The sequence below is a fragment of the Actinomyces provencensis genome, from assembly GCF_900155435.1.
In the GTDB taxonomy this organism is placed as follows: domain Bacteria; phylum Actinomycetota; class Actinomycetes; order Actinomycetales; family Actinomycetaceae; genus Pauljensenia; species Pauljensenia provencensis.
In genome coordinates, this window is sequence record NZ_LT700212.1 from 1947710 (window position 1) to 1969802 (window position 22093).

The following is a 22093-nucleotide window of genomic DNA, read 5'->3' on the forward strand; positions in this document are numbered from 1 at the left end:
TCTAGTGTCGTGTTCCTGAAGTTGGTTGACGGTTCGCTTTCTTGAGGATCTCGTCGGCGGTCTTGGTCCAGACGAAGGCGTGTTTGCGGTTGTTCCAGCCGGTGATGAATTGGCGGATCTTCGCGTTGAGGTCTTTCACGCTGGTGAAGATGCCGCGGCGGATGGCTTGGCGATCGATGATCCCGAACCAGACCTCGACGAGGTTCAGCCACGACCCTGACGTTGGGGTGAAATGCACGTGGAAGCGCGGGTGCTTCTCCAGCCACGCCTTGACCTCGGGGGTCTTGTGGGTGGCGTAGTTGTCCATCACCAGGTGAAGTTCCTGGTCTGGGTAGGCCCGATCGAGTTGGCGCAGGAATGCGAGGAACTCCTGCCTGCGGTGCTTGGGCTTGACCGCACCGGTGACCTGTCCTGTCGCGATCTCCAACGCCGCGAACAAGGTCGTCGTGCCATGCCGCTTGTAGTCATGGGTGCGTTTCTCCGCGTCACCGATGCGCATCGGCAGCATCGGGGCGGTGCGATCCAACGCCTGGATCTGGCTCTTCTCGTCCACACACAACACGATCGCGTTCTCCGGCGGCGCCAAGTACAGGCCGACGACATCGGTGACCTTGCCGGCCAACTCAGGGTCGGTGGAGAACTTGAACGTCTCAGACCGCCAGGGCTGCACGCCATACTTCCGCCACGCCCGCGCGACCGTCGCGTTCCCGATCTTCAGATGAGTCGCCAGCAGCCGCGAGGACCAGTGCGTCACCCCGTACTTCTTCGGCGGCGCCTGAAGCGTCGCGGTGATGATTCGTTCGTCATCGACGTGCTTCGGCCTGCCAGAACGCGGCGCATCGGCCAGCCCCGCGAGCCCAGCATCGACATACCGGTTCCGCCACTTCCACACCGAGGTCGTCGTTGTTCCCACCTCGGTAGCGATCCGCGCGTTCGCGACACCATCCGCAGCGAGCAACACGATCCGAGCCCTCAACGCCAGACCGGCACGAATTGTCGTGGAACGCGTCCACGACGCCAACTCATCCCGATCGCCATCGAGAAGCACCAACGCCGGAGCCGGAGAATTCGCCATGACCAAATTCTCTCAAACACCCAACCATTGAGGAACTAACGACACGCGACACTAGGGCAGGCGATGTGCACCAATGGGTCCCATCCACCGGGTGCCGCGCCGACTCGGGAAGCGACACCCGCCAACACCGGTCACACACCCTGTGGCCACGCAGCTCCCCGAGGGCGCGCGGGTCCACTTCGCCGGTGCGACCACGGGGCAGGACGCACGTTCTCCGGGAGGGGACGGGGATTCCTCCCCATTGCCATGACCCGGAAGCTCTGGTGGACTCCGAGAATGGCAACCAGTGACGACCCGCAGGGGTCGACCCCTTGGCACGGTGGAGACCCCGACGCACGAGCCGCATCGGATCCCTCGACGTCGGCAGGAGAACTCGCTCGGATCGCCCGGGTCCGGCCTGACCTGCATGCCGCCCTCGCAGCCAACCCGTCGACGTACCCGGAACTGGTCGAGTGGCTCTCCCTCAGTCCGGAACCTGCCGTGCAGGCAGCGCTGCGCACCCGGACGGCCACGGCCGGCATCATGCCGGCCCCCGGATCTCCTCCCGATGCCCCGGCTCCGCCCCACGCGCCCGCGCCCGGGGTTCCGAAGCATCGCTCCCGGCACCTGCTCACCGCGACACTGGGCGTCGCACTGGTGCTCGCCCTCGTCGGTGGGGGATCCGCATGGTGGTTCCTGGGACGTCGCAGCGTGCCGGCCACGTCCACGGACCTACTCCCGGTGCCCTCCGATGACTGGGCCGACGGCGCCGAGGAAGCGTGGACCGTTTCGCTCGACGAGGACGCCGTCAACGGCGCCGACTCCTCCCGTGTCCATTCTCCGGACATTGACTACTACTCCTCGGCACACTACATGGCGGTCTTCTCAGGTCCGGAGAGCGCGCCCCGATCGGTCCTGACCACGTGGGACATCAGCGACGGGACACCGAGACAGTTGTGGAGAGGCTCACCCAGCGGGGTGGCTGACTCCTCAGGTCCCGGCTCGACAGACGGTCCCGCCTCGGGGACGCCTCTGGGAATCCTGGGATCGACCCTGCTCGTGGGGGCTAGCGCCATCGACCTGGTGACCGGAGAGACCTCTGCGGTCCCGTGGCAATCGAATGCGGCAGTGGGTCTCTACGGTGACGGGATGGTGGTCGCATGTTCGGCACTGGCGTCGTCCACTGACTGTTCCGGTTACGACGCAGACCTCGCCGAGACGTGGTCCACCGAAGTGGTCACTGGGGACAGCGCGACCTCCGACTGGCCCTTCACCAGCACGGTCGCCTCCGACGGAGTCCTGAAGGCCCTGGTGCCTTCGACACCGTCCGGAGCGGCCGTCCTTGATCTCACGACGGGTGCCATGTCACCGTTCGAGCGTCCGGCCGTCGTCCTCGACATTGACCCCTTGGACGCCGTCACTGCCCTCCGCGACGGATGGGGCGCGTGTCCCTGGGAGGACGGGAGGAGGATCTGCTTCCTCTGGGGGCTCGACGGTCGCGTCCTGACGCCAGGAGGACTCCCCGAGCCCGAGAACATCGTGGCAAACGTGTACTCCTCCGGAGGAACGAACACCGTGGACGACTGGCGCCATGTGTTGGAGGGAGACACCCCCGCGACAGGGGACGCACTGGTCGTCACCGGTGCGTGGCCCGGTTGCAATGAGGTCAGGGTCAACGGCGAGGCCGTCCCGGGAGGAGCTCCCATGTGGTCCCTGGAGGACGCGGACGACGGATCCTGTCACATCACGGATCAACCCTGGATGACGGTGGTGTCGTCGAATGGGGGCATTGCCTTCATCACGAACCAGATGGAGTCCTCGGCCCAGATCCTGAGCACGACGGACGGCGTCCTGTGGTTCTCCGAGTTCACGAACTCGATCCGACTCGTCCGCCCGGACCTCCTCCTGGTTGCCGAGGTGGTCGACGGCCTCCCCACCGTCACTGCCTATCGCCCGGTCCGATCGGGATCGGGGGGAGTCCCGCTGCGCATCCAGCACGGGTCCTCGTCATCACCTGGTGACGCGACGGCAGACGGTGAAGGTGAGTCGGGGATGGCCGATCAGGAGGCAGCGAGTGGTGCGGACAGCGCACCCACACCGGACCCGACACCGGAGAGCACGCCGCCCGTCGAAGGGGCGTACGCGGGCGCCGGAGGGCCGGTACCCGCCGGGGCGACAGAGGTCACCACGATCGACACCACCCTCCCCGACCACCCGACTGCGGTCGTCATCACCCCGTCGGGGAACATCGGCTGTGACATCTCGGCCGGATGGACCGGGTGCGGAGTCCTCTCACTCATCGAGGACAAGACCTACGGCGAGACCGAGATCGGACCACGGTGGGTGGTGAGCTTCGGCGACGGCGAGCCCACTCTGGAGTCCAGCGCCGCGAGACTGACCTTCATGGTCACCGCCGATCCTGTCCAGGTGCTCGGGTACGGAGACATCGTCTACTTCGAACACACCGTGTGTGCCAGCGCGCAGAACGGCCTGACCTGTTGGGACACCGTGACCGGACACGGTGCCTTCCTCAGTCGGGCCCGGGTCGAGACCTTCTGAGGGTGAGTCGGATGGCCTGAGGAAACGCCCCCGTGTGCTGCCGCCCCGGGCAATGCTTGTGCGAAGAGGCACTTCCTTCGATCCCAGAGGAGACTCCATGCCAACGAACCCGTCTGAACCGTCGTCACCCGGCCACGGGACCGATGGTCTCCCACTGCCGGGCGCGCCCGAGTCGCAGCCCGCCTCGTCGGTTCCTTCCCCGACGGACCCGACGGACCCGACAGGGGCAACGACACCCCACGTCTACACCGGGGGGAGATCCTCCTTCAGGCAACGACGCCATGCTCGCAAGGGAACGTCCCACCGGGATCCACAGTCCTCGACCTCGACGGAGCGACCGCAGCATCACCGGCTCCTCCCGGCGGAGCAGCGGGACCAGGCACACGGCGCAGCGCCGGCCTCCCCAGGAGCCAAACGTTCCGTTCACCTGATCCTGGTCGGGGTGTTGGCCTGTTCGATGGCCCTGCTCGTGGGTGGATTCATGGCGGGCTGGACGGTCAAGGACTCGATTCAGGCAGGGCGTACGAGCACCCAACCCGACGTCGTCGAGGTTCCCGTACTGGACGCCAGCGCAGGTACCCACGTGCCCGACGTCCGCGGGCTGACTCTCGTGGATGCCAAGCAGGCCCTCGCGGACCTCGACCTGGATCCATCTGCCGTCACCACGACCGAGATCGAGTGGGCGGGGGCGCCGGGACTCGTCATTGCCCAGGACCCCGTGGTCGGTGAGGTGTTCAGCGGCACACTCACGCTCACCCTGTCAAAACAGGCATCGGTCCCAGATGTCATTGGGAAGTCGCGTGCCGACGCAGTGGACGCCTTGCGCGCACTGGGCACCGAACCCGCCGTCGTCGAGGAGTTCGACGCGCGAGCGCCCGCCGGATCCGTGCTCAGGGTCGATCCGGGAGTCGGGTCAGCACTGCCCAACGAGGTCACCCTGACCGTGGCAGAAGCGGGCTCATCCCTCTACCTCTCCGTCCTGGCGGAGGCGTCGACCTCCTCCGAGAACGCGACCTCCTGCTACTCCGGGGAGGTCTCGCTCAACGGCACCGCCTACACGGACGCGCTCGCATGCAGCACGAGGAGCGAGGGGGAGGAGGCGGTGGCGTCCTGGGTCCTGGGACGCCACGCCGATCTCTTCACCGCCACTGCAGGTGTTTCGGACAGCGACGATCCGGAGGCAACCGGGGTGGTCCGGGTCCTCGCCGACGGAGCTGAAGTCGCCCGGGTCTCCGTCTCGTACGGCTCACCCGTCGAGATCAAGGCCGATGTCTCGGGGGCGCTCAGACTCGACCTGATCGTCTCCTCCCCCACGGGGAGCGACATCCACCTGGGTGAGGCACTGCTTCGGGGGACGGACTCACAGATCGATGCACTCGAGGCCGCGTCATGACCGCCCCTTCCACCCCTTGCCTGCGAACCTCCCGCTGTGCGGGGTGGACACACCACCTCGCTGCCGTCCTCGTCGCGGTCCTGGTCATCGTCCTGCACGCGACCTGCGCCTCCGTGTCCGCATCCGCCGCCGAGACCCAGTCGGGGGACACACATCAGCCGTCGACCACGACGACGATCACGGACGATGGCCCGCTGGTCATCATCTTCGACGTCTCGGGCTCGATGAACGAGGACGACAATGCCGGCACGAACAAGCTGGCCGCAGCGAAGAAGTCCATGACCGCGATGCTGCGTGACCACTCATCGTCGGAGGGCCTTGGCCTGTGGACATACCCCGGAGGAATGTCGGACTCAGAAGGCTGCGCCGTGGGCAACTGGATCCCCGGGCTGTCGCCCGACATGGACCCGGATGCAACTGCGCTCGATGCGCGCATCCGTGCCCTGACCGCAGACGGCGACACGCCCACGGGCCCCGCCATCCAGGCAGTCGTCGACCGCTTGGAGTCACTGGGCCAGACCTCAGCCACGCTCCTGTTGGTCTCCGACGGGGAGTCCAACTGCGGGGTCCCACCGTGCGATGTGGCCGCAGACATCATTGCCAGCGGCTTCGACCTGAGGATTCCCACCGTGGGATTCGACATCTCCGACATCGGGCGCACCGAGCTCGCGTGCATCGCCGAGGCAACGGGGTCGGGCTACCACGAGGCCGCGGACGCCAGTGCGCTGATCGACGAGCTGTCCCAGTACCACTCCCAGGGTCTGGAGCTCTCCGTCACAGCGCCCACGCGAATCCTCTCCGGCAGCAACGCACAGCTGGTCGCCACCATCACCAATCCTTCGAACCAACGCATCACCGGATTGACCGCCGTCGTCGCCATGGACGCCGGAGCCTCACGGGAGATCTTCCCCATGCTGTTGTCGCCACAGAGGCGCCTGCCCGCCCTCGAGGCGGGTGCGAGCGTCACCACCGCGTGGACGGCGACCTCATCCACGGGCTCGGAGGGGACAGCGGGATGGAGGGTGCTCGTGGGCTCACAGGGAAGCGGATCCGTGCTCAGTTCCGGCTCCATCGCCGTCTCCACGAGCGGGCTGACGATCCAGGACGCCGGTCCCCTGCTCCAACAACTCAGCGGACCCGTGGTCGTGATGGGGGACTCGTACTCCTCCGGGGAGGGCGCCGGGAGCTACGTGGATCCTTCTGGCAAGTGCCACCGGTCCGACCTGGCATACGGCCCCCTCATCGGAGGGCAGTCGACCACGATCATCGCCTGTTCGGGGGCCACATCGGCACATGTCCTCACCCAAGTGCAGAACGGCACGGAGGATCCCCAGGTCCAGGCGCTCGACGATCTCCAGACCGCGCCCGGCCTCGTGTTCCTGACCATCGGTGGCAATGACATCGGATTCGGGGAGATCGTCCGCGAGTGCATGTTCTCGGACTGCGCGGACAATGACTCCACCATGCGACGCAAGCTCGCCGACATCGGGCAACGCGAGCCGGACCTCAGGAGCACCTACACGTCGCTCCTGGAGCGCCTCAACTCCTCCTCCAGGACCAAGGCCCGCGGTGGTCGGGTCGCACCACTCGTCGTCTCTCCCTACCCCGACCTCCTGTGGAACCAGAACAAGGGATGGTGCGGAACTCCTCATCTCGGCTTCACCGCCAAGGAGGTCGCCTACGGGCGCGCCCTCGTAACGACCCTCAACGAACAGATTCGAACGGCGGTCGACACCCTCTCGGAACAGGGCTACCCGATCTACTACGCCGATGACGTGGTCGACTTCCCCCAACCCAGCCACACGCTGTGCGACTCCGATTCCTTCTTCGTCAAGCTCGACGCAGGCAGTCTCGCGACCCACGTGCTGTCGACGCAGGAACTGGCACACCCGAACTCGGCCGGCTACCGGGCGTGGGCGGACTCCCTGGTGCTGTGGTCCCAGACGCAACGCGCTGCGGTGGTGAACACGACGATGCCCGAGAAGGAGGACGGCTGGTCGAGCAGGATCGTCGCGGCCCTCGATTCCTGGACCCGGGCCTTCCTCCTCACACGCCACCACGCCGTCCAGGGCGAGGTCGGCGCGCTGTCGGAGGACGGCACCACACCCGCGGGTTCCGTTGCCACCGAACTTGACATCCGTGGTGGTGACACCGTGGACATCACACTGAGAGGCCTGGAACCCGGATCAACCGTGACCATCACCGTGCACTCCACCCCCCGCTCCCTGGGATCCCTCCAGGCCGACGACACGGGCATCGCGTCCGGACCGATCGAGATCTCCCCCGACCTCGACAGCGGCCACCACACACTGGTCCTGGAGGGACTGGACACGGACATCAACAGTGCCGCTTTCGAGGTTCCTCTACAGGTCCGATCCCCGATCGGGTGGCCTTGGTGGACGATGCTCGGTGCCTGTGTCCTCCTCCTCGGTGGCGGTGCCACGGCCGTCGTCGTCGGGGTGAACAAGCACCGAGGCGCACGAACAGTCCAGGACGGTGTGCCGCTCGTCGACTGACGGAACCGAAATCTCCCACTCGATCCAGGGACAGGGATCCGAGCTGGTCGGGGAGCGCCAGGCAGGCGGGTCCCTGCTACCCGGAGGGGGCGGGCAGGCAGGCGGTGCATGGCATCCCTGCGCTCGGCAGCATCCGGCGCAGCGAACTGAGGACAGGACTGCCACCCACGGCACTGAGCACTGAGCACTGACCAGGAACTGGGATGTCCGAGGGTCGACACGTGACCGCACATGCGTCTGCGCGGACACGATCACTCCCACGGAAGGACTCATCCCACGGCCGGCACGGAACCTCGCCCCTGACACCGACGCCTGCGTGCACCCTCGGCGACGTCGCTCATCGAGTTGCTTCCCGTCCTGACCGCCTGCGGATCGTCGAGCGCAGACATCACAGGTGTCTGGTAGCACGACGAGGCTCTGGGATCGAGACGATGGACCCCGGCGGGAGCTGCACCGTCATCCACCACAACCAGGGCCAACCACTCGACAACGGTGCCTCAATGACCTGCGCCCTCGGTGAGAAGGACCGGGACGGTGAATACCTCCTCATCCTCCGCCAGCCACCCGGCGGGCCCACGTACCGCGTCCGATCCGACGGATCGGACACGGCCGTCCTCATGGGCGACTCCGGCGACGTCATTGTGACACCGACCCGACAATGCCCTTCACCCGCCGGTGATCCCGCCGCGCCGAGCATGTGCGTCACGTCGTCACACGATGTTCCTGCGCACCGCCCAGCGGGTCAGCTCGTTGCGGTTGGACAGCTGCAGCTTGTGCAGCACCGCCGAGACATGGGTCTCCACCGTCTTGATGGAGATGAACAGCTCGCTGGCCACCTCCTTGTAGGTGTAGCCGCGGGCGATGAGGCGCATGACCTCCTGCTCCCGGGCACTGAGGAGGTCGAGCTCGTCGTCGCGGTCCGCGACCTCGTGGGTCCCGAAGGCATCGAGCACGAAGCCGGCCAGGCGCGGGCTGAAGGCCGCGTCCCCCGCGCCGACACGGTGGATGGCCTCCACGAGGTCCGCGGTGGTGATCGACTTGGTGACGTAGCCCCGCGCGCCGGCGCGGATGACGGCGACCACGTCCTCGGGGGCGTCGGAGACGGACAGCGCCAGGAAGCGCAGGCCCTCCACGTCGGAGCAGGCATTCGCCACCTCGGCGCCGCCACCGCCCTTCCCACCGGGGAGGTGGACGTCGAGCAGGGCGACGTCGGGTCGCAGCTCGTGGCAGGCGGCGATCGCCCCCTCCACGTCGGCCGCCTCGCCGAGGATCTCGAGGTCGGCGCCTGCCTGCTCGAGTTCGGCGCGCACCCCCGCACGCACGAGTGGGTGGTCGTCGATGACGACGAGTCGGATGGTCATCGGTCCTCCTGGGGTGGTGGCGTGTCCCGGGCAGGATGCCGGGGATCGGGCGCCGTGGTCGGGTCGTGCGCCGCAGCGGGGGCGTGCGCCGCACCGGGGTCGGGCGCCGTGGTGGGGTCGGGCACCGCGCTGGCCCCGGACGCTGACACGGGAGCGGACGAGGGCGACCCGGTTGCTCCCGGCGGGACCGTCCCCTCCCCACCCGGTGGGGTCGCCGCAGCTCCCGACGCGCCCGCACCGTCCGGACACGGGCTGCGCGGGGCCCACAGGTGGACCTCGGTGCCGGTGGCGCGCGGACGGATCTGCGCGGATCCGCCCACGCGCTCCATGCGTCCGATGATCGAGTGACGCACCCCGTGGCGGTCCTCGGGAATCGCACCGGGGTCGAACCCGGACCCGGCGTCCTTGACGAAGATCTCGGCCCCGCCCTCGTCGACCTCGCAGTAGACGGAGACGGGGGGCGCGCCGTGGCGCACGGCATTGGTCACGGCCTCGGCCGCGGCGGCCACCAACGCCAGCTCGGCGGGTCCGGGCACGACGTCCCCCACGGTGACGACGTCCACGGCCACCCCGTAGGTCGACTCCGTCTGGCCGACGGCCTCACGCAGGGCCTCGGCCAGGGAGGTCGAGGGAGCCTCGTGACCGGTGTAGAGCCAGGACCGCAGCTCACGCTCCTGGGTGAGCGCCAGGGCGCGCACGCGGGTGGGGTCCTCGGCGGCGCCACGGATCAGGGTGAGGGTCTGCAGGACGGAGTCGTGCAGGTGGGCGGCGATGTCGGCGCGCTCGGCGTCACGGACCTGCGCCTCCCGGGCCGCGGACATGTCGGAGGACATCCGGAACCACAGCGGCGCCAGCGCCACCACCAGGCCCACGGCCACCACGATCCCGATCAGACCCCCACGCATGAGGGCGCGCACGTTGTCGGTGCGCGAGACCAGCAGCACGGCGCCGACCAGCATCAGTGCCGTGCCCCCACCGATGAACGCCACGACCTTCGGAGAGCGCCATTGCCGCAGGTGGGCGCCCTGGCTCCACACCAGGCCCAGTCCCGCCAGGATCGCGAGGGCGGCGAGGATGTCACGCGCCTCGACGCGACCGGCGCCCAGGAGGAAGTAGGCCGCGAGCGCCACACTGACCGCACCCACACCGGCCACCAGCAGCTGGTTGCGTGCCGTGACCCGCGACCGGTCGGAGCCGACGCGCACCAGGGACCGTCCCAGGCGGGCGGTCGGGGTGGTGGCCTCCGCGGAGCCGTCCACGGGCACCATGAGCACCAGCCACAGGTACAGCAGCGCGCCGGCCCCCCACATCAGCAGCAGGAGCGCCATGGTCATGCGCACCACCCACACCGGCACACCCAGGTGCACCGCCACCCCCGAGCAGACGCCGGCGATCCACGGGGTCGCCATGTCGGGTGAGTGGGAGGTGGCGCGCCGCAGCGGGGGGCGCGGGGGCGCCGACGAGGGCGGGACCCACTGGCCTGCCCGGTCGGGATCCTGCCGTGCGGGACCCGGTGGCCCCGCGGGTGCCGTCGGGCCAGCGGCTCCCCGTGCACCCGGGTCCGGTGACCACCGGGAGTCCGGCGTGGGTCCCTGCGCGCGCCCGGGAGTGGACCCACTGCCGCCCTGGGGCGGGGCCGGGGGCCACTGGGACGCTGGTGAACTCACTCCTCCATCATCACATCCGGGGCGCGGTGGGCCCACCCCGGAGGGCACCGATCAGGGGAGGATCAGGGGAATCCCCAATGGTGCGGGCACCTCCTCCGCGGGCACAGTTGTCACATGAGCACGAATGACGCCACCGGGGCCCAGGGCGCCGGACGCGATGACCACATCCCTCCATCCAACGAGCCACCCGGCGCGAACGGCAACCGTCCAGGGCCCGACCCCGCTGCAGGCGGCACCTGGCAGCAGTCGGGACCCGGGTCGTGCGGCACCTGGCAGCAGTCCGGACCCACCGGCTCCCCCACAGGACACGGACCCGGTGGGTGGCAGCAGCCGGGCTGGGGCGCCCCCACCCCGCCCCCGGGAGCCGGGCGCAACGGCTTCTTCGAGTCACTGCGACGCTCGGGGTGGTTCCGCGCGGACCGACGCGTCCTGGGCGGTGTCTGCTCCGGCATCGCCGCACGCACCGGCTGGGACCTCGGACTGGTGCGGGCCGTCACCGTGGTCCTGGGGATCTTCCTCGGACCGGTGTGGGTGGCCTACGGCGTGGCCTGGGCGCTGCTCCCGGAGCAGCGCGACGGACGCATCCACCTGGAGCAGCTGACGCGGGGCCACTACGACGTCGCGCAGCTGGGCGCCCTGGTGATGGTCCTCATCGGTCTCGGCAACTTCTACCCGTGGTTCCTGCCGGACGGCTCCGGCTGGTTCCTCTGGACGCTGGCCCTGATCGCAGCGATCACCATCGTCGTGGTCACGACGACCACCGGCTCCCGCAGGCAAGCGAGCCCGTCGGACACCACGGCGCCCGGCGGCTGGGGGGCTGGCCCCTCAGTGCCGGGAGCCCCTCAGGGGGCACCCGGGGCACCCGGGGCACCGGGAGCATTCGGTGCCGCTCCCACCCAGCAGTCCCACGCCAGCTGGCAGGCAGGACCGGCCCCCTCGGACCCGGGCACGTGGGGTGCGGGACCGACGCCGCAGGGCGGTGACGGTGACGCCGGGTGGCAGTCCCCGCCCACCCCACAGGGCGGGTCCGGGTGGCGCGAAGATGTCCCGTGGCAGCCCGGGCCGGCGACTCCGGCGCCTGCCGGAGCCCGGACGGGCTGGGATCCGGGCAGCACGGGCGGGGAACCGCGAGCACCGTACACGACTCAGGACCGACCCCAGGACCACTCCGCCGGGGCCGCATTCCCGCCGCCTGCACCGACACCGCAACCTGCCTGGACGGCGCCTGCTCCCTCGCCCGCACCGCGCCGCCTCAGCGCAGGCGTGAACCTCGCCACGCTCGGCAGCATCGTCCTGCTGGTGGCCATCTCGCTCTACCTCACCGTCGTCGGTCCGGTGGGAACTGAGAGCACCTTCGAGCCGATCGCCATCGGATGCGGCGCCGGCCTGATCGTCGTGGGACTGGTCATGGCCGTGGCTGCCATCAACGACCGCGGTGCGGGCTGGATGATCGCGCTGTCCCTGGTCGGCGTCATGATCGCCCTGCCCGTCATGGCCATCCTCCCCTGGAGCCACCAGGAGTACGCCACCCCGGCCCTCGACCCTGCGCAGATCAGTTCCTCCGCCGAGTACGACTGGCGCGCCGACTCGGTCTCCGGCATCGGGGACATCGACCTCGACCTCACGGGAGCACCCGGGACGACGGACAAGACGATCTCGGTCGACGGGTCGATCGGCAGCCTCACGGTCCACGTCCGCCAGGGGCAGTCCGTGGCCTTCCTGATCGAGGGGTCGACGGGGACACTCCACGGTGAGTACTACACGGACGCCGACACCGGCATGACCAGCGACCCCTGGGTGCCAGAGGTCGACTACATCACGAACTCCCTGTCCTTCAGGTCCGACGGGTGGGACCCGGAAGCTGGGATCACGGTGGCCGTCTCCGGTTCGATCGGCGACATCACCATCGTCGAGGATGCCCCGGCCAGTGCCGCGCCCAGTGACAGCGAGACCCAGTCAGGTTCCAGCCAGTCCGGAGCAGAGGCCACTCCCACACCCACCACGTCCACGCCCAGTCCCTCCGGATCGCCCTCCGGCGAGCCCACCGACTGAAGGAGGCCATCATGACGACATCCGAGAACACCCCCGACCGGAACGACCCCAGCGAGGACACCCCCACCGGGCAGCTCCCGGTGGACGGGGCGACGCAGGAACTGCCCGTGCCGGACGCGACAGCAGAACTGCCTCACACGGGCACGACCACCGAGGCCCATCGCCCAGACGGGACGGAGGCGACCTCGGCCACCGAGCCGCCCGCCCCGGGCGGGACAACCGACGCGGCTCCCCTGGACTGGCGGACCGCCGAGTACGGACCCGACCGCAGCAGCAGCAGCAGCGACGGTGCCCGCGACCGGACCGACCGGGCGACCCCTCCTCCGGTGTGGACCGCCAGCTCCTCGGTCGGGACTCCCGCCGATGCGGACGCAACGAGCGGCACATCCCATCGCCCCGAGGCCCCCGCCCGGGGTGTGCGGGTGGGTCAGTTGATCTGGGCGGGGATCGTCATCCTGCTGGGCGTGTTCCTCATCGCCCTCGCCCTCCTGCCCAACCTGGACGTGGCCACCGCCCTCATCGGCCTCGTGGCCCTGCTCGGTGTCGCACTGATCATCGCGGCGTGGGCCACCTCACGACGACCCAAGGGCTGACACACACCTCGACGCGGGAGCGCACTGTGGGGGCGGACCATCCGGTCCGCCCCCACAGTCGTCCTCGTCAGTGTGCACCGTCGAGCCCACGGTGGCCGGCTGACCCCGGCCCAGCAGACGCCCGGGCCCCGGCGCGTTCAGGCCCCGGCGCGCCCCAGCTCCTCCTCGACGATCGCGTCGTCGAGCTTGTGGAAGACGGGGTGGGGCTGGTGGACGTCGCGCCCGACCAGCACCGGGTGACGCTCCCAGGTCGGGTAGCCCACGTAGTCGCCGGTGATGACCGGGTAGTTCCTCGGGGAGCCGTCCTCATTGGTGACGTCCAGGTCGGTGACCTCCTCGATGCGCGGCATCGGGGCGACCTCGCCGGTCCCACCCAGCACCAGGTCGACCTCGTTGGCCGAATGCGGCAGGAACGGGGACAGCATGGTGTTGAGGTCGGTGACGACCTGGGCCAGGGTCCACAGGATCGTGCCCAGCCGGTCACGCTGCTCGGGTGCCTTGAGCTTGAAGGGTTCGGTGTCGGTGACGTACTTGTTGGCCTCACCGACCAGACGCATGGCCGCGGCCAGCGCCGCCTTCTGGTGGTGGGTGCGGATCAGCCCACCGACCTCGTCGAACCCGGCCTCCACGTCGTCGAGGAGCTGGCGGTCCACGTCCTCCAGGTCCTTCGGGTCAGGAATGTGCCCGAAGCGCTTGTGGATCATGGAGGCCGTGCGGTTCACCAGGTTCCCCCACCCGGCCACGAGCTCGGTGTTCGTGCGGCGCAGGAACTCCGCCCACGTGAAGTCCGCGTCCGAGGTCTCCGGGCCGGCCGCGGAGATGAAGTAGCGCAGGGCGTCGGCCTGGTAACGGCTGAGCATGTCACGCACGTAGATGACGATGCCGCGGGAGGAGGCGAACTTCCTGCCCTCCATGGTGAGGAACTCCGAGGAGACGACCTCGGTGGGCAGGTTCAGGTGCCCGTACTCCCCGGGCTCGCCGCCCTTGTCGCCCTCCCCGTTGTAGCCCAGCAACTCCGCGGGCCAGATCTGGGAGTGGAAGACGATGTTGTCCTTGCCCATGAAGTAGTAGGACAGGGCCTCCGGATCATTCCACCACTGGCGCCACGCGTCGGGGTCGCCGGTGCGGCGCGCCCACTCGATGGAGGCGGAGAGGTAGCCGACCACGGCGTCGAACCACACGTAGAGCCGCTTGGTCGGCTGGTCCTCCCAGCCCGGCACCGGGATGCCCCAGTCGATGTCGCGCGTCATGGCGCGCGGGCGGATGTCCTCCAGGAAGTTCTGGGAGAACTTGATGACGTTGGGGCGCCAGGTCCCCGACTCCGCCCGGTCGTCCAGCCACTTCGAGAGCGCTCCGGCGAGGGCCGGCAGATCCAGGAAGTAGTGGTCGGTCTCCACGAACTCCGGGGTCTCCCCGTTGATCTTGGACCGGGGATTGATGAGGTCGGTGGGGTCCAGCTGGTTCCCGCAGTTGTCGCACTGGTCACCGCGCGCGCCCTCGTACCCGCAGATGGGACACGTGCCCTCGATGTAGCGGTCGGGAAGGGTACGCCCCGTCGAGGGGGAGATCGCACCGCGCGTCGTGCGCACCACCATGTAGCCGTTGTCGCGCACGACCTCGAACATCGACTGCACCACGTGGTAGTGGTTGCCGGTGGTGGTGCGGGTGAACAGGTCGTAGGAGAGACCCAGGGCCTGGAGGTCCTCGACGATGAGGCGGTTGTTGCGGTCGGCGAGCTGGCGGGGAGAGACCCCCTCGGCATCGGCGGCCACGAGGATGGGGGTCCCGTGCTCGTCGGTGCCGGAGACCATGAGGACGTCGTGGCCCGCCATTCGCATGTAGCGGGAGAAGACGTCGGAGGGGACCCCGAAACCTGCGACGTGACCGATGTGGCGGGGGCCGTTGGCGTAGGGCCAGGCGACGGCGGAGAGGATGCGACTCATGGTCTCCAGAGTAGACGGGTCGACCCACGGGACGTGAACCGCTCCCGCGGCGTCACACGGCGAGGCACGCCGCCGTGGCCTGCGCGGCAGCTGCGCGCGTCGACGGCCCGGGCACGCCCCGGTCGACAGCCGGGGCACGCCCCCGCGGCCGGGAGGTACGTCCGCGCAGGGACCCACAGGAGCGGCCCGCCGGACGTCCTGGGTGACGAGTGACCTCCAACTCTGTGCAGGAATGCACCCATTTCCCGCTGACCGCATGCGTCGGCCAGCGGGAGGAACCGCGTCGTCACAGATCAGGACGGAGGGCGGGCTCGGGAACTCGGTGGCTGGGGTGTCCGTGACCGGAAACTGGGTGCATTCCTGCACACGGACGTGGTGGGACCGCTCATCCAGTCGGCTCGGCCGTCCGGTTCAGTCCGGGTCGACCTCACCGGAGTCGGCGAGCACCACGCCCGCCTGGGTCATGCGCACCCTCGCTGCCGCACCCAGCTCCTCGGAGACCGGCTCGGTGAGGTCGGTGAGCACCCGGGTGGTGAAGCCCGCCTCCTGTGCGTCCAGAGCCGTCTGGGCGACGCAGTGGGACTCGGCCAGTCCCACGACGTCGACATCGGTGACCCCTGCGGCCTCCAGGGCACGCTGCAGGGTGGAGCCGTCCGCGGTGGTGCCCTCGAAGCCGGAGTAGGCGGCGGCATACATGCCCTTCTTCACCGCCACGTCCGCATCCAGACCGGCCAGGGCGGGGTGGAGCTCGGCCTCAGGGGTACCGGCCACACCGTGGGGCGGCCAGGTGTCGACGAAGTCCGGGGTGTCGGAGAAGTGGGAGCCCGGGTCGATGTGCCAGTCCTGCGTGGTGGCGACCAGGTCGTAGGCGCCACGGTGGGTGCGGGCGAATGCGGCGATGCGCTCGGCGACGGCATTGCCGCCCTCGACCGGCAGCGAACCACCCTCGCAGAAGGTCGGCTGGACGTCGACGACGATGAGTGCGCGTGACATGGTTCCTCCTCGGGACTGTGGCCATCCACCTCCAGACTAGTGGCCCCGGAGTGGGCAGGTCGGGCGGGGCTGACCGGCAGTGGGTGCCCCCAGGCGTCCTCCGCGGTGCGGCGCCCTCAGTCGGCGTCGCGGCGGCGCAGCGCTGCGCGGTAGAGGTCGTTCTTGCGCAGTCCCGTGGCCTCGGCGACCTGGGCCGCGGCCTCCTTGAGGCGCATGCCCTCATCCGCGAGCGCGAGCACCGCCAGGACGTGGTCCTCGGCGCGGCCGGTCCCACGCGCTCCGGCAACCACGATGGTGATCTCCCCCAGCACCTCACCCACGGTGCGGGCGATGAGGGTGTTGAGGTCCCCACGCAGGACCTCCTCGTGGACCTTGGTCAGTTCGCGGCAGACCACGGCCTGACGGGTCCCGCCGAAGGCCTCGGCCATCCGCACCAGGGTGGCATTGAGGCGTTTGGCGGACTCGAAGAAGATCAGGGTGTGGGGGTCCTGGGCCATCGACGCCAGCGCCCGGGAGGCCTCACCGTCCTTGCGGGGCAGGAACCCCTCGAAGGAGAAGCGGTCGGAGGGGAGCCCCGACACGGCCAGTGCGGTCACCGGGGCTGAAGGGCCGGGCAGGGCGGAGACGGGGACCTTGCGCTCCACGGCTCGGCGCACCACCCGGTAGCCGGGGTCGGAGACGGTGGGCATCCCCGCATCGGAGACCAGCAGCACGCGGGCACCGTCGTCGGCCAGGTCGACCACGGCATCGGCACGCTCGCGTTCATTGTGGTCATGGAGGCTGAGGAGGCGGCCGTTGATGCGCACGTCCAGTCGCGAGGCGAGGGCGAGGAGGCGTCGGGTGTCCTCGGCGGCCACCACCTCAGCCTCCGACAGTGCACGGATGAAACGCGGGGAGGCGTCCCCCATGTCTCCGATGGGGGTGGCCGCCAGCAGGATCGATCCGGGGCGCTGCACGGGCTGGTCGTCGGGGATCATGCCTCCATCCTCCCACCCGCTGCACGGGCGCGGGGCACCACGCCCGTGCAGCCGGGTCCGACGGAGCCGATGGCCGGCAACACCTAGACTCGGCGCGTGGACGATCACCGCGACGACGACCCGGCCGAACCCGCCTCCGCCGACGGAACCGGGGACGCACCACTGACTCCGACCGAGCCGGCCCGGACCGCTCCGGTGGAGGGTCAGCCAGTCCGGACCCCACCTGCGCAGGCCCGACCAGCAACTGCCCCGCATGCTGCCGCCGACGCCGCCGCCGATACCGTCCCCCGTCACGTGAGCAACTCAGGACCCTGGTGGACGCGTCTGCCCGTCTCGCCCGCTGCGGGCTGGATCGCCACCGCGATTGCCACCGTCGTGGCCGCCGCCCTGCGCCTCATCGGCCTGGACCGCATCCCCACACTGGTCTTCGACGAGACCTACTACGTCAAGGACGCCTACTCCCTGGCCCACCTCGGTTACGAGGGCACCTGGGCGGAGGGATCCGACGCCGCCTTCGCGCGCGGCGACTTCTCCGGCCTGGGCCTGGAAGGTTCCTTCATCGTCCACCCGCCCACGGGGAAGTGGCTGATCGCACTGGGCATGCAGGTCTTCGGGGCGGACAACCCGGTGGGGTGGCGGATCTCCGCGGTCATCGCCGGGACGGTCGGTGTCCTCCTGCTGTGCCGGCTGGCGTGGAACCTCTTCCGTTCACCCGCGGTGACCCTGGTGGCCGGACTTTTCCTCGCCACCGATGGCATGCACCTGGTGATGTCACGCACCAGCCTCCTGGACATCTTCCTCTCCACCTTCGTCCTCGCCGCCTTCCTCGCCGTCGTCAAGGACCAGCAGCGTGCCTATCCGACCCTCGTCTCCGCACTGCGGGAGTGGAGGGCACCCGGGGAACCCGATCCCGGCGGACTGGGTCCGCACTCGGGACCACGCTGGTGGCTTCTGGCGGCGGGTGTCCTGCTGGGCCTCGCCTGCTCGGTGAAGTGGTCGGGCATCTATGCGCTGGCCGTGCTGGGCCTGTTCGTCGCCCTGCGCGAGTGGACGACGCGCAGGCGCCTGGGCCATCCACGAGCCCTGCGCGCGGCTCTGGCGCTCGACGTGCCGGTGGCATTCCTGGCCATGGTGCCGAGCGCCCTCCTCGTCTACGTCGCGTCCTGGACCGGCTGGATGCTGCACCCCCGGGCCTGGGGGCACGGTGCCTCTGCCGCTGCGGGCGGGCCCGCCCACGGTCCACTGGCGGTGCTGACGGACCTGTGGGAGTACCACCGCCAGATGTGGACCTTCCACAACGGGCTCTCCACCCCGCACAACTACCAGTCCCACGCCGCCAGCTGGCTCCTCCAGCTGCGCCCCACCTCCTTCGCCTACGAGCGGGTGTCAGGTGACTGCGCGGGTGGGGAGTGCGTGCGCAATGTGGTGGCCCTGGGCAACCCTGCCCTGTGGTGGTTGGCCGTCCCCGCACTGGTCGTGGCGCTGTGGGCGGTGGGCCGTTGGGGGAACTGGCGCATCGGACTGGTCCTGTGCGGCTACCTCGCCATGTACGTGCCGTGGTTCGCCTACCCCGACCGCACCATCTTCACCTTCTACACGGTGGCATTCGCACCGTTCGTCGCGCTCGTGCTCGCCTGGGCCCTCGGGGTGGCGGTGGGTCAGTGCCGACTCGGCATCGACCCCGATGCCGAACCGCACCCCGGACCCGCTGACGAGGGCGACCCCACGTGGCTGGCCCTGCCGACCACCGTGCGCCACACCCTGGCGGGGATGGCCGGTGGCGTGGTCGTGGTGGTCCTGCTGACCTCGGCCTACTTCTACGGGGTGTGGACGGGCGCCCTGATCCCCTACCAGGAGTGGCTCTCGCGCATGTGGCTGCAGTCCTGGATCTAGGGGGCCGCCGCACTGCGGGTGCCCGGTGTGGGTGGCACGTCCCATCCAGGGACGCGCCGTGGTGCAGCGTGGGTGGGGCATGCTCCCGACAGTGTGGGTCGGGCGCCGCCCGCGGACAGGCTCCGCCCTCGGTCGGTCTCCGGTGAGCGGCCCAGGTGGTGGGGTGTCCCGGTGCGCCGAGGGGGTCCGCATGCCGGGTCCGTCCTCGGGAGCACGCACCCAGACGCGCGAGTTCAGCTGTGTCAACGGATCGTGGCGGGACCCCGGGGGGCCCCGCCACGATCTCTCAGTCGGGATGTGCTGCGGTCAGAGCAGGGATCAGTGGGTACCGAGCTTCTGGTCGGCGGCTGACCTGGCAGCGTCGATCTTGTCGTCGTACTTGCCTCCGGTGGCCTTCTTGGCTGCGCCGGAGACGGCGTCAAGCGCGCTGTCCGTCTTCGCCTCGTCCTTCAGGGACGATCCCACGAGATCCTCGGCCTTGAGCTTGAGCTCCTCCGCGGTCTTCTTGAGTCCATCGAGATCCATGCGCGCCTCCCGTCAGTCGGAAACAGTGTGGCCACTGTACGACAAGTCACGGACCGATGAACACCCTCCGAGGGAAGTGCCCACCGCGTGAGCGCCGCTCGGGGCCTGGCCTGAGTTCGGACATTTGGCTTAGCGACCAGGTGGAGCCTTCAGCTCGCGGTTGAGAGTGTCGAGTACCTGTTGTGCGTCTGGGGGGATTTCGGGTGGGAACTCGATGGTCTGCCCGCAGATGCGGATACGGCTGGAGCGTAGGGGTTCCAGGGCGTGCAGGACGCGACGGATCGACAGCCCGGTGCGGTCTTGGAGGTCTCGGGCAACGGCCAGGGAGGCCATCACACAGGTCAAGTGCGCTTCAATCCTCTCCTGGTCGCGCAGGTAGATGGGGCGGGCAGCGAGGTCTCCTTTGGTCATGCGAAACGAGCGCTCCACCTGGAACAGATCGTGGTAGGCGACGATGATCTGCTCCCCGGTCATGACCGCCTGCGGGATGTTTGTGACGTAGCCCTTGTAGCCCAGCGCTTCCCGGGCTCGCTCGATCATGGTCTCGTTGACGGTTGCAGTGTCACCCGCGAGTTTGACGAAGCGGTCCTTCTTCATCGTGCGCGTCCCCGCAGCGACCTCCTCGGCTCGGGCGACCTGGAGGTCCAAGGTGCGTTCCTCGCGTTTGGCGCGGGCGAACCGATACTGGTAGACCACCCGGCGTTGGCGCGCGTCCTTGCCCCTGCCCATCGTGCGGGTCGTCTCGATGATCTGCCCGTCAGCGGCATTGTTGCCGTGAGCTTCGAAGTACTCCGCTAGGTCGTAGGGGGCCTTGGCATTGCGGGATCCGACGATGAAGCGCAGGTGCTTGTCGTGGGGGAGCTTCTGGGCTTCCAGCGCCAACAGGTTCTCGGCGGAGAGCAGCCCCGCGTCCGCCACCACGACCAGGTCCTCCACGCCGGGGTGAGCTGCAAGGAAGCGTGTGACGACAGGGACGAGGGTCTTCGTCTCCGCCTTGTTCCCGGGGAACATGTACACGTCCAGGGGGAACCCACTGGCATCCACCAGCAGACCGACTTGGACCTGAGGGTCCACGCGGTGCTCCTTGGAGTGGCCCACACGGCGAGGCTCGAACTCGATCGCCGGGCTGGATTCGTCGACTTCGACCTGGAAATGCAGGGTTGTCGCGTCATACATGATCAACGTCAGCGGGCCCTCACGGCTGGCATGGGCGAAGCAAGCTTGGGCGAGCTTGTCGCGGTACTTCGCGGTGTTGACCCGCGCAAGCATCCGGTAGACGGTCTTCTCACTGGCAGGACGATCCACCCCCAGCCGGTCCAGTACGCGCAGGGCGTCGATCTTCGAGGTGGGTTCCACGATCCTGGCCAACACGATCTTCATGAACGTCTCGTCCCCCAGGGCAGTGAAGCCGAGCCGGGAGTAGGAGTCAGTGAGCACCTGCCACAAGACGCGCGCCGGCTGGCCCACCACCACCCCGCTCGACGCCGCCGAAGACGCAGGCCGTCCCCGAAGCCGCGCCCCACGCGCGTCCTCCAGCGGCTTCGTCCAGTCCGCGACATCCTCCATGGACGCCGAGCGGGCCACCTCCCCCAGGTCGAACGCCTCCTGGTCGGGACGAAGCAGTCGCTCGGCCCGCTCCAACAACACCGCCAAGTCCGCGTCCGTATGGGCTGAGCCCACGTGGGTTCGAGACACGACCCGAGAGCCCACCTTCTCCACGACCTGGACCGTCACCGCCCCAGACGCCGAACGCCCCCGCGCAACGAACCTGCTCACCCCGTCACCCTACCGGTCGCGCACAACCATTTTTTAGCGACCAGATCCACCCCGCCACACCAGCAAACCCGCAGGTCAGACCATGATTACAAGCAACCTTCAACACCGCCTGTCCGAACTCAGGCCTGGGGTCGGGTGGGTTGTTGGTGGTTGCGGGCGTGGGGTGTGCGCCCAAGCGGGCGGGTTCGGGTCCTGGGTTCGCGCGGCGTGTCTGAGTAAATTGACCAGTTCGCGGGTTCAAATACCCTCATCGGTGCTGGTGTTGTTGGTGTGATTGTGTCGTGTTTGTCGTCTGGTGGCAATGCGGGCTTCTCGGGCTCGTTTGAGGCCGTCTTGTCTGGCCTTGCGGATGGCGGGTCCGCGCCCTTCGTGTTCCTCCTGGGGGGTGACGTAGCCGATGGACTCGTGGAGGCGCACGGTGTTGTAGTGGACGCACAGGTGGTCGAGTTCAGCGCGTAGGGCACCGGGATCGGCGATGGCGTCAAGGTGGGGGTTCTCGGCCTTGAGGTGGCCGAAGAACGACTCGATCCAGGCCTGGTCGTTGGGGGTGCCGGGGCGGCCGAAGTGTTGCCCGATGCGGGCGGCGGCCATGAACCTCGCCGTGGCAGAGGACGTCATCTGGGGCCCGTTGTCAGACACTGCCAGCAGGACTGGCACACTGCCCGTCCCGTCGTCTTCGACGTCGATGTCAGGGTCAGGGACGTGTCCTTGGGCCAGTTCCACTGCAAAGGCGTCATCGGCGAGCAGCCAGGCCTTCCCATCACAGTGGAGTGCGTCGATGAAGGCGGCCT

At 69.0% G+C, this 22093-nt stretch carries 15 protein-coding genes; 6 read left to right on the forward strand and 9 right to left on the reverse strand.

Features of this window, described 5'->3' with window-relative positions:
- Position 1 precedes the first annotated feature (1 nt).
- Complete coding sequence (locus BQ9890_RS08655; RefSeq protein WP_078062338.1) at positions 2-1075, reverse strand: IS630 family transposase; 1074 nt, start codon at positions 1073-1075, stop codon at positions 2-4.
- 276 nt (positions 1076-1351) lie between these two features.
- On the opposite strand from BQ9890_RS08655, the gene BQ9890_RS15665 reads away from it, so the two are divergent.
- The 3 genes from BQ9890_RS15665 (at position 1352) to BQ9890_RS08670 (ending at position 7522) form a co-directional block, all read left to right on the forward strand.
- Positions 1352-3613: a variant leucine-rich repeat-containing protein gene (locus tag BQ9890_RS15665; RefSeq protein ID WP_075890861.1), complete on the forward strand. Its 2262-nt coding sequence runs from the start codon at positions 1352-1354 to the stop codon at positions 3611-3613.
- A gap of 481 nt (positions 3614-4094) precedes the next feature.
- Positions 4095-5006: a PASTA domain-containing protein gene (locus tag BQ9890_RS08665; RefSeq protein ID WP_195907651.1), complete on the forward strand. Its 912-nt coding sequence runs from the start codon at positions 4095-4097 to the stop codon at positions 5004-5006.
- The gene (locus BQ9890_RS08670; RefSeq protein ID WP_075890865.1) at positions 5003-7522 is read left to right on the forward strand and encodes a GDSL-type esterase/lipase family protein; all 2520 of its coding nucleotides are present in this window, start codon (positions 5003-5005) and stop codon (positions 7520-7522) included. The genes BQ9890_RS08665 and BQ9890_RS08670 overlap by 4 nt, the downstream gene beginning before the upstream one ends.
- Positions 7523-8232: 710 nt before the next feature.
- Here BQ9890_RS08670 and BQ9890_RS08675 read toward each other — a convergent pair.
- Positions 8233-8883 (reverse strand): LuxR C-terminal-related transcriptional regulator, encoded by a 651-nt coding sequence (locus BQ9890_RS08675; RefSeq protein WP_075890867.1) that lies wholly within the window; start codon positions 8881-8883, stop codon positions 8233-8235.
- On the reverse strand, positions 8880-10292 hold the full coding sequence (locus BQ9890_RS08680) for an ATP-binding protein (RefSeq protein WP_075890869.1): 1413 nt from the start codon (positions 10290-10292) through the stop codon (positions 8880-8882). Before BQ9890_RS08680 ends, BQ9890_RS08675 begins: the two co-directional genes overlap by 4 nt.
- A 372-nt stretch (positions 10293-10664) precedes the next feature.
- On the opposite strand from BQ9890_RS08680, the gene BQ9890_RS08685 reads away from it, so the two are divergent.
- Together BQ9890_RS08685 and BQ9890_RS08690 are read left to right on the forward strand one after the other, a co-directional pair.
- Complete coding sequence (locus tag BQ9890_RS08685) at positions 10665-12602, forward strand: PspC domain-containing protein (RefSeq protein WP_075890871.1); 1938 nt, start codon at positions 10665-10667, stop codon at positions 12600-12602.
- Between the two features lie 11 nt (positions 12603-12613).
- Entirely contained in the window at positions 12614-13195 is a 582-nt protein-coding gene (locus BQ9890_RS08690) for a hypothetical protein (RefSeq protein ID WP_075890874.1), read from the forward strand.
- A 137-nt stretch (positions 13196-13332) separates the two neighbouring features.
- Here BQ9890_RS08690 and metG read toward each other — a convergent pair whose 3' ends face one another.
- The 3 genes from metG to rsmI all read right to left on the reverse strand — a co-directional run bounded on the left by metG (position 13333) and on the right by rsmI (position 17108).
- Positions 13333-15138 carry a methionine--tRNA ligase gene (gene metG, locus BQ9890_RS08695; RefSeq protein ID WP_075890876.1) on the reverse strand — a complete coding sequence of 602 codons (1806 nt, stop codon included), beginning with the start codon at positions 15136-15138 and terminating at the stop codon, positions 13333-13335.
- 411 nt (positions 15139-15549) lie between these two features.
- Positions 15550-16131: an isochorismatase family protein gene (locus BQ9890_RS08700; RefSeq protein WP_075890878.1), complete on the reverse strand. Its 582-nt coding sequence runs from the start codon at positions 16129-16131 to the stop codon at positions 15550-15552.
- A 116-nt stretch (positions 16132-16247) separates the two neighbouring features.
- Positions 16248-17108: a 16S rRNA (cytidine(1402)-2'-O)-methyltransferase gene (rsmI, locus tag BQ9890_RS08705; protein WP_075890880.1), complete on the reverse strand. Its 861-nt coding sequence runs from the start codon at positions 17106-17108 to the stop codon at positions 16248-16250.
- A gap of 294 nt (positions 17109-17402) precedes the next feature.
- Here rsmI and BQ9890_RS08710 point away from each other — a divergent pair, with 294 nt between their 5' ends.
- Entirely contained in the window at positions 17403-19001 is a 1599-nt protein-coding gene (locus tag BQ9890_RS08710; RefSeq protein ID WP_078062566.1) for a dolichyl-phosphate-mannose--protein mannosyltransferase, read from the forward strand.
- A 318-nt stretch (positions 19002-19319) separates the two neighbouring features.
- On the opposite strand, the gene BQ9890_RS08715 is transcribed toward BQ9890_RS08710, so the two are convergent.
- The 3 genes from BQ9890_RS08715 to BQ9890_RS08725 form a co-directional block, all read right to left on the reverse strand.
- Positions 19320-19526 (reverse strand): antitoxin, encoded by a 207-nt coding sequence (locus BQ9890_RS08715; RefSeq protein WP_075890884.1) that lies wholly within the window; start codon positions 19524-19526, stop codon positions 19320-19322.
- A 129-nt stretch (positions 19527-19655) separates the two neighbouring features.
- On the reverse strand, positions 19656-21302 hold the full coding sequence (locus BQ9890_RS08720) for an IS1634 family transposase (protein WP_195907652.1): 1647 nt from the start codon (positions 21300-21302) through the stop codon (positions 19656-19658).
- Positions 21303-21539: 237 nt separating this feature from the next.
- The coding region (locus BQ9890_RS08725) for an integrase core domain-containing protein (RefSeq protein ID WP_143226287.1) at positions 21540-22093 on the reverse strand (554 nt) is incomplete at its 5' end.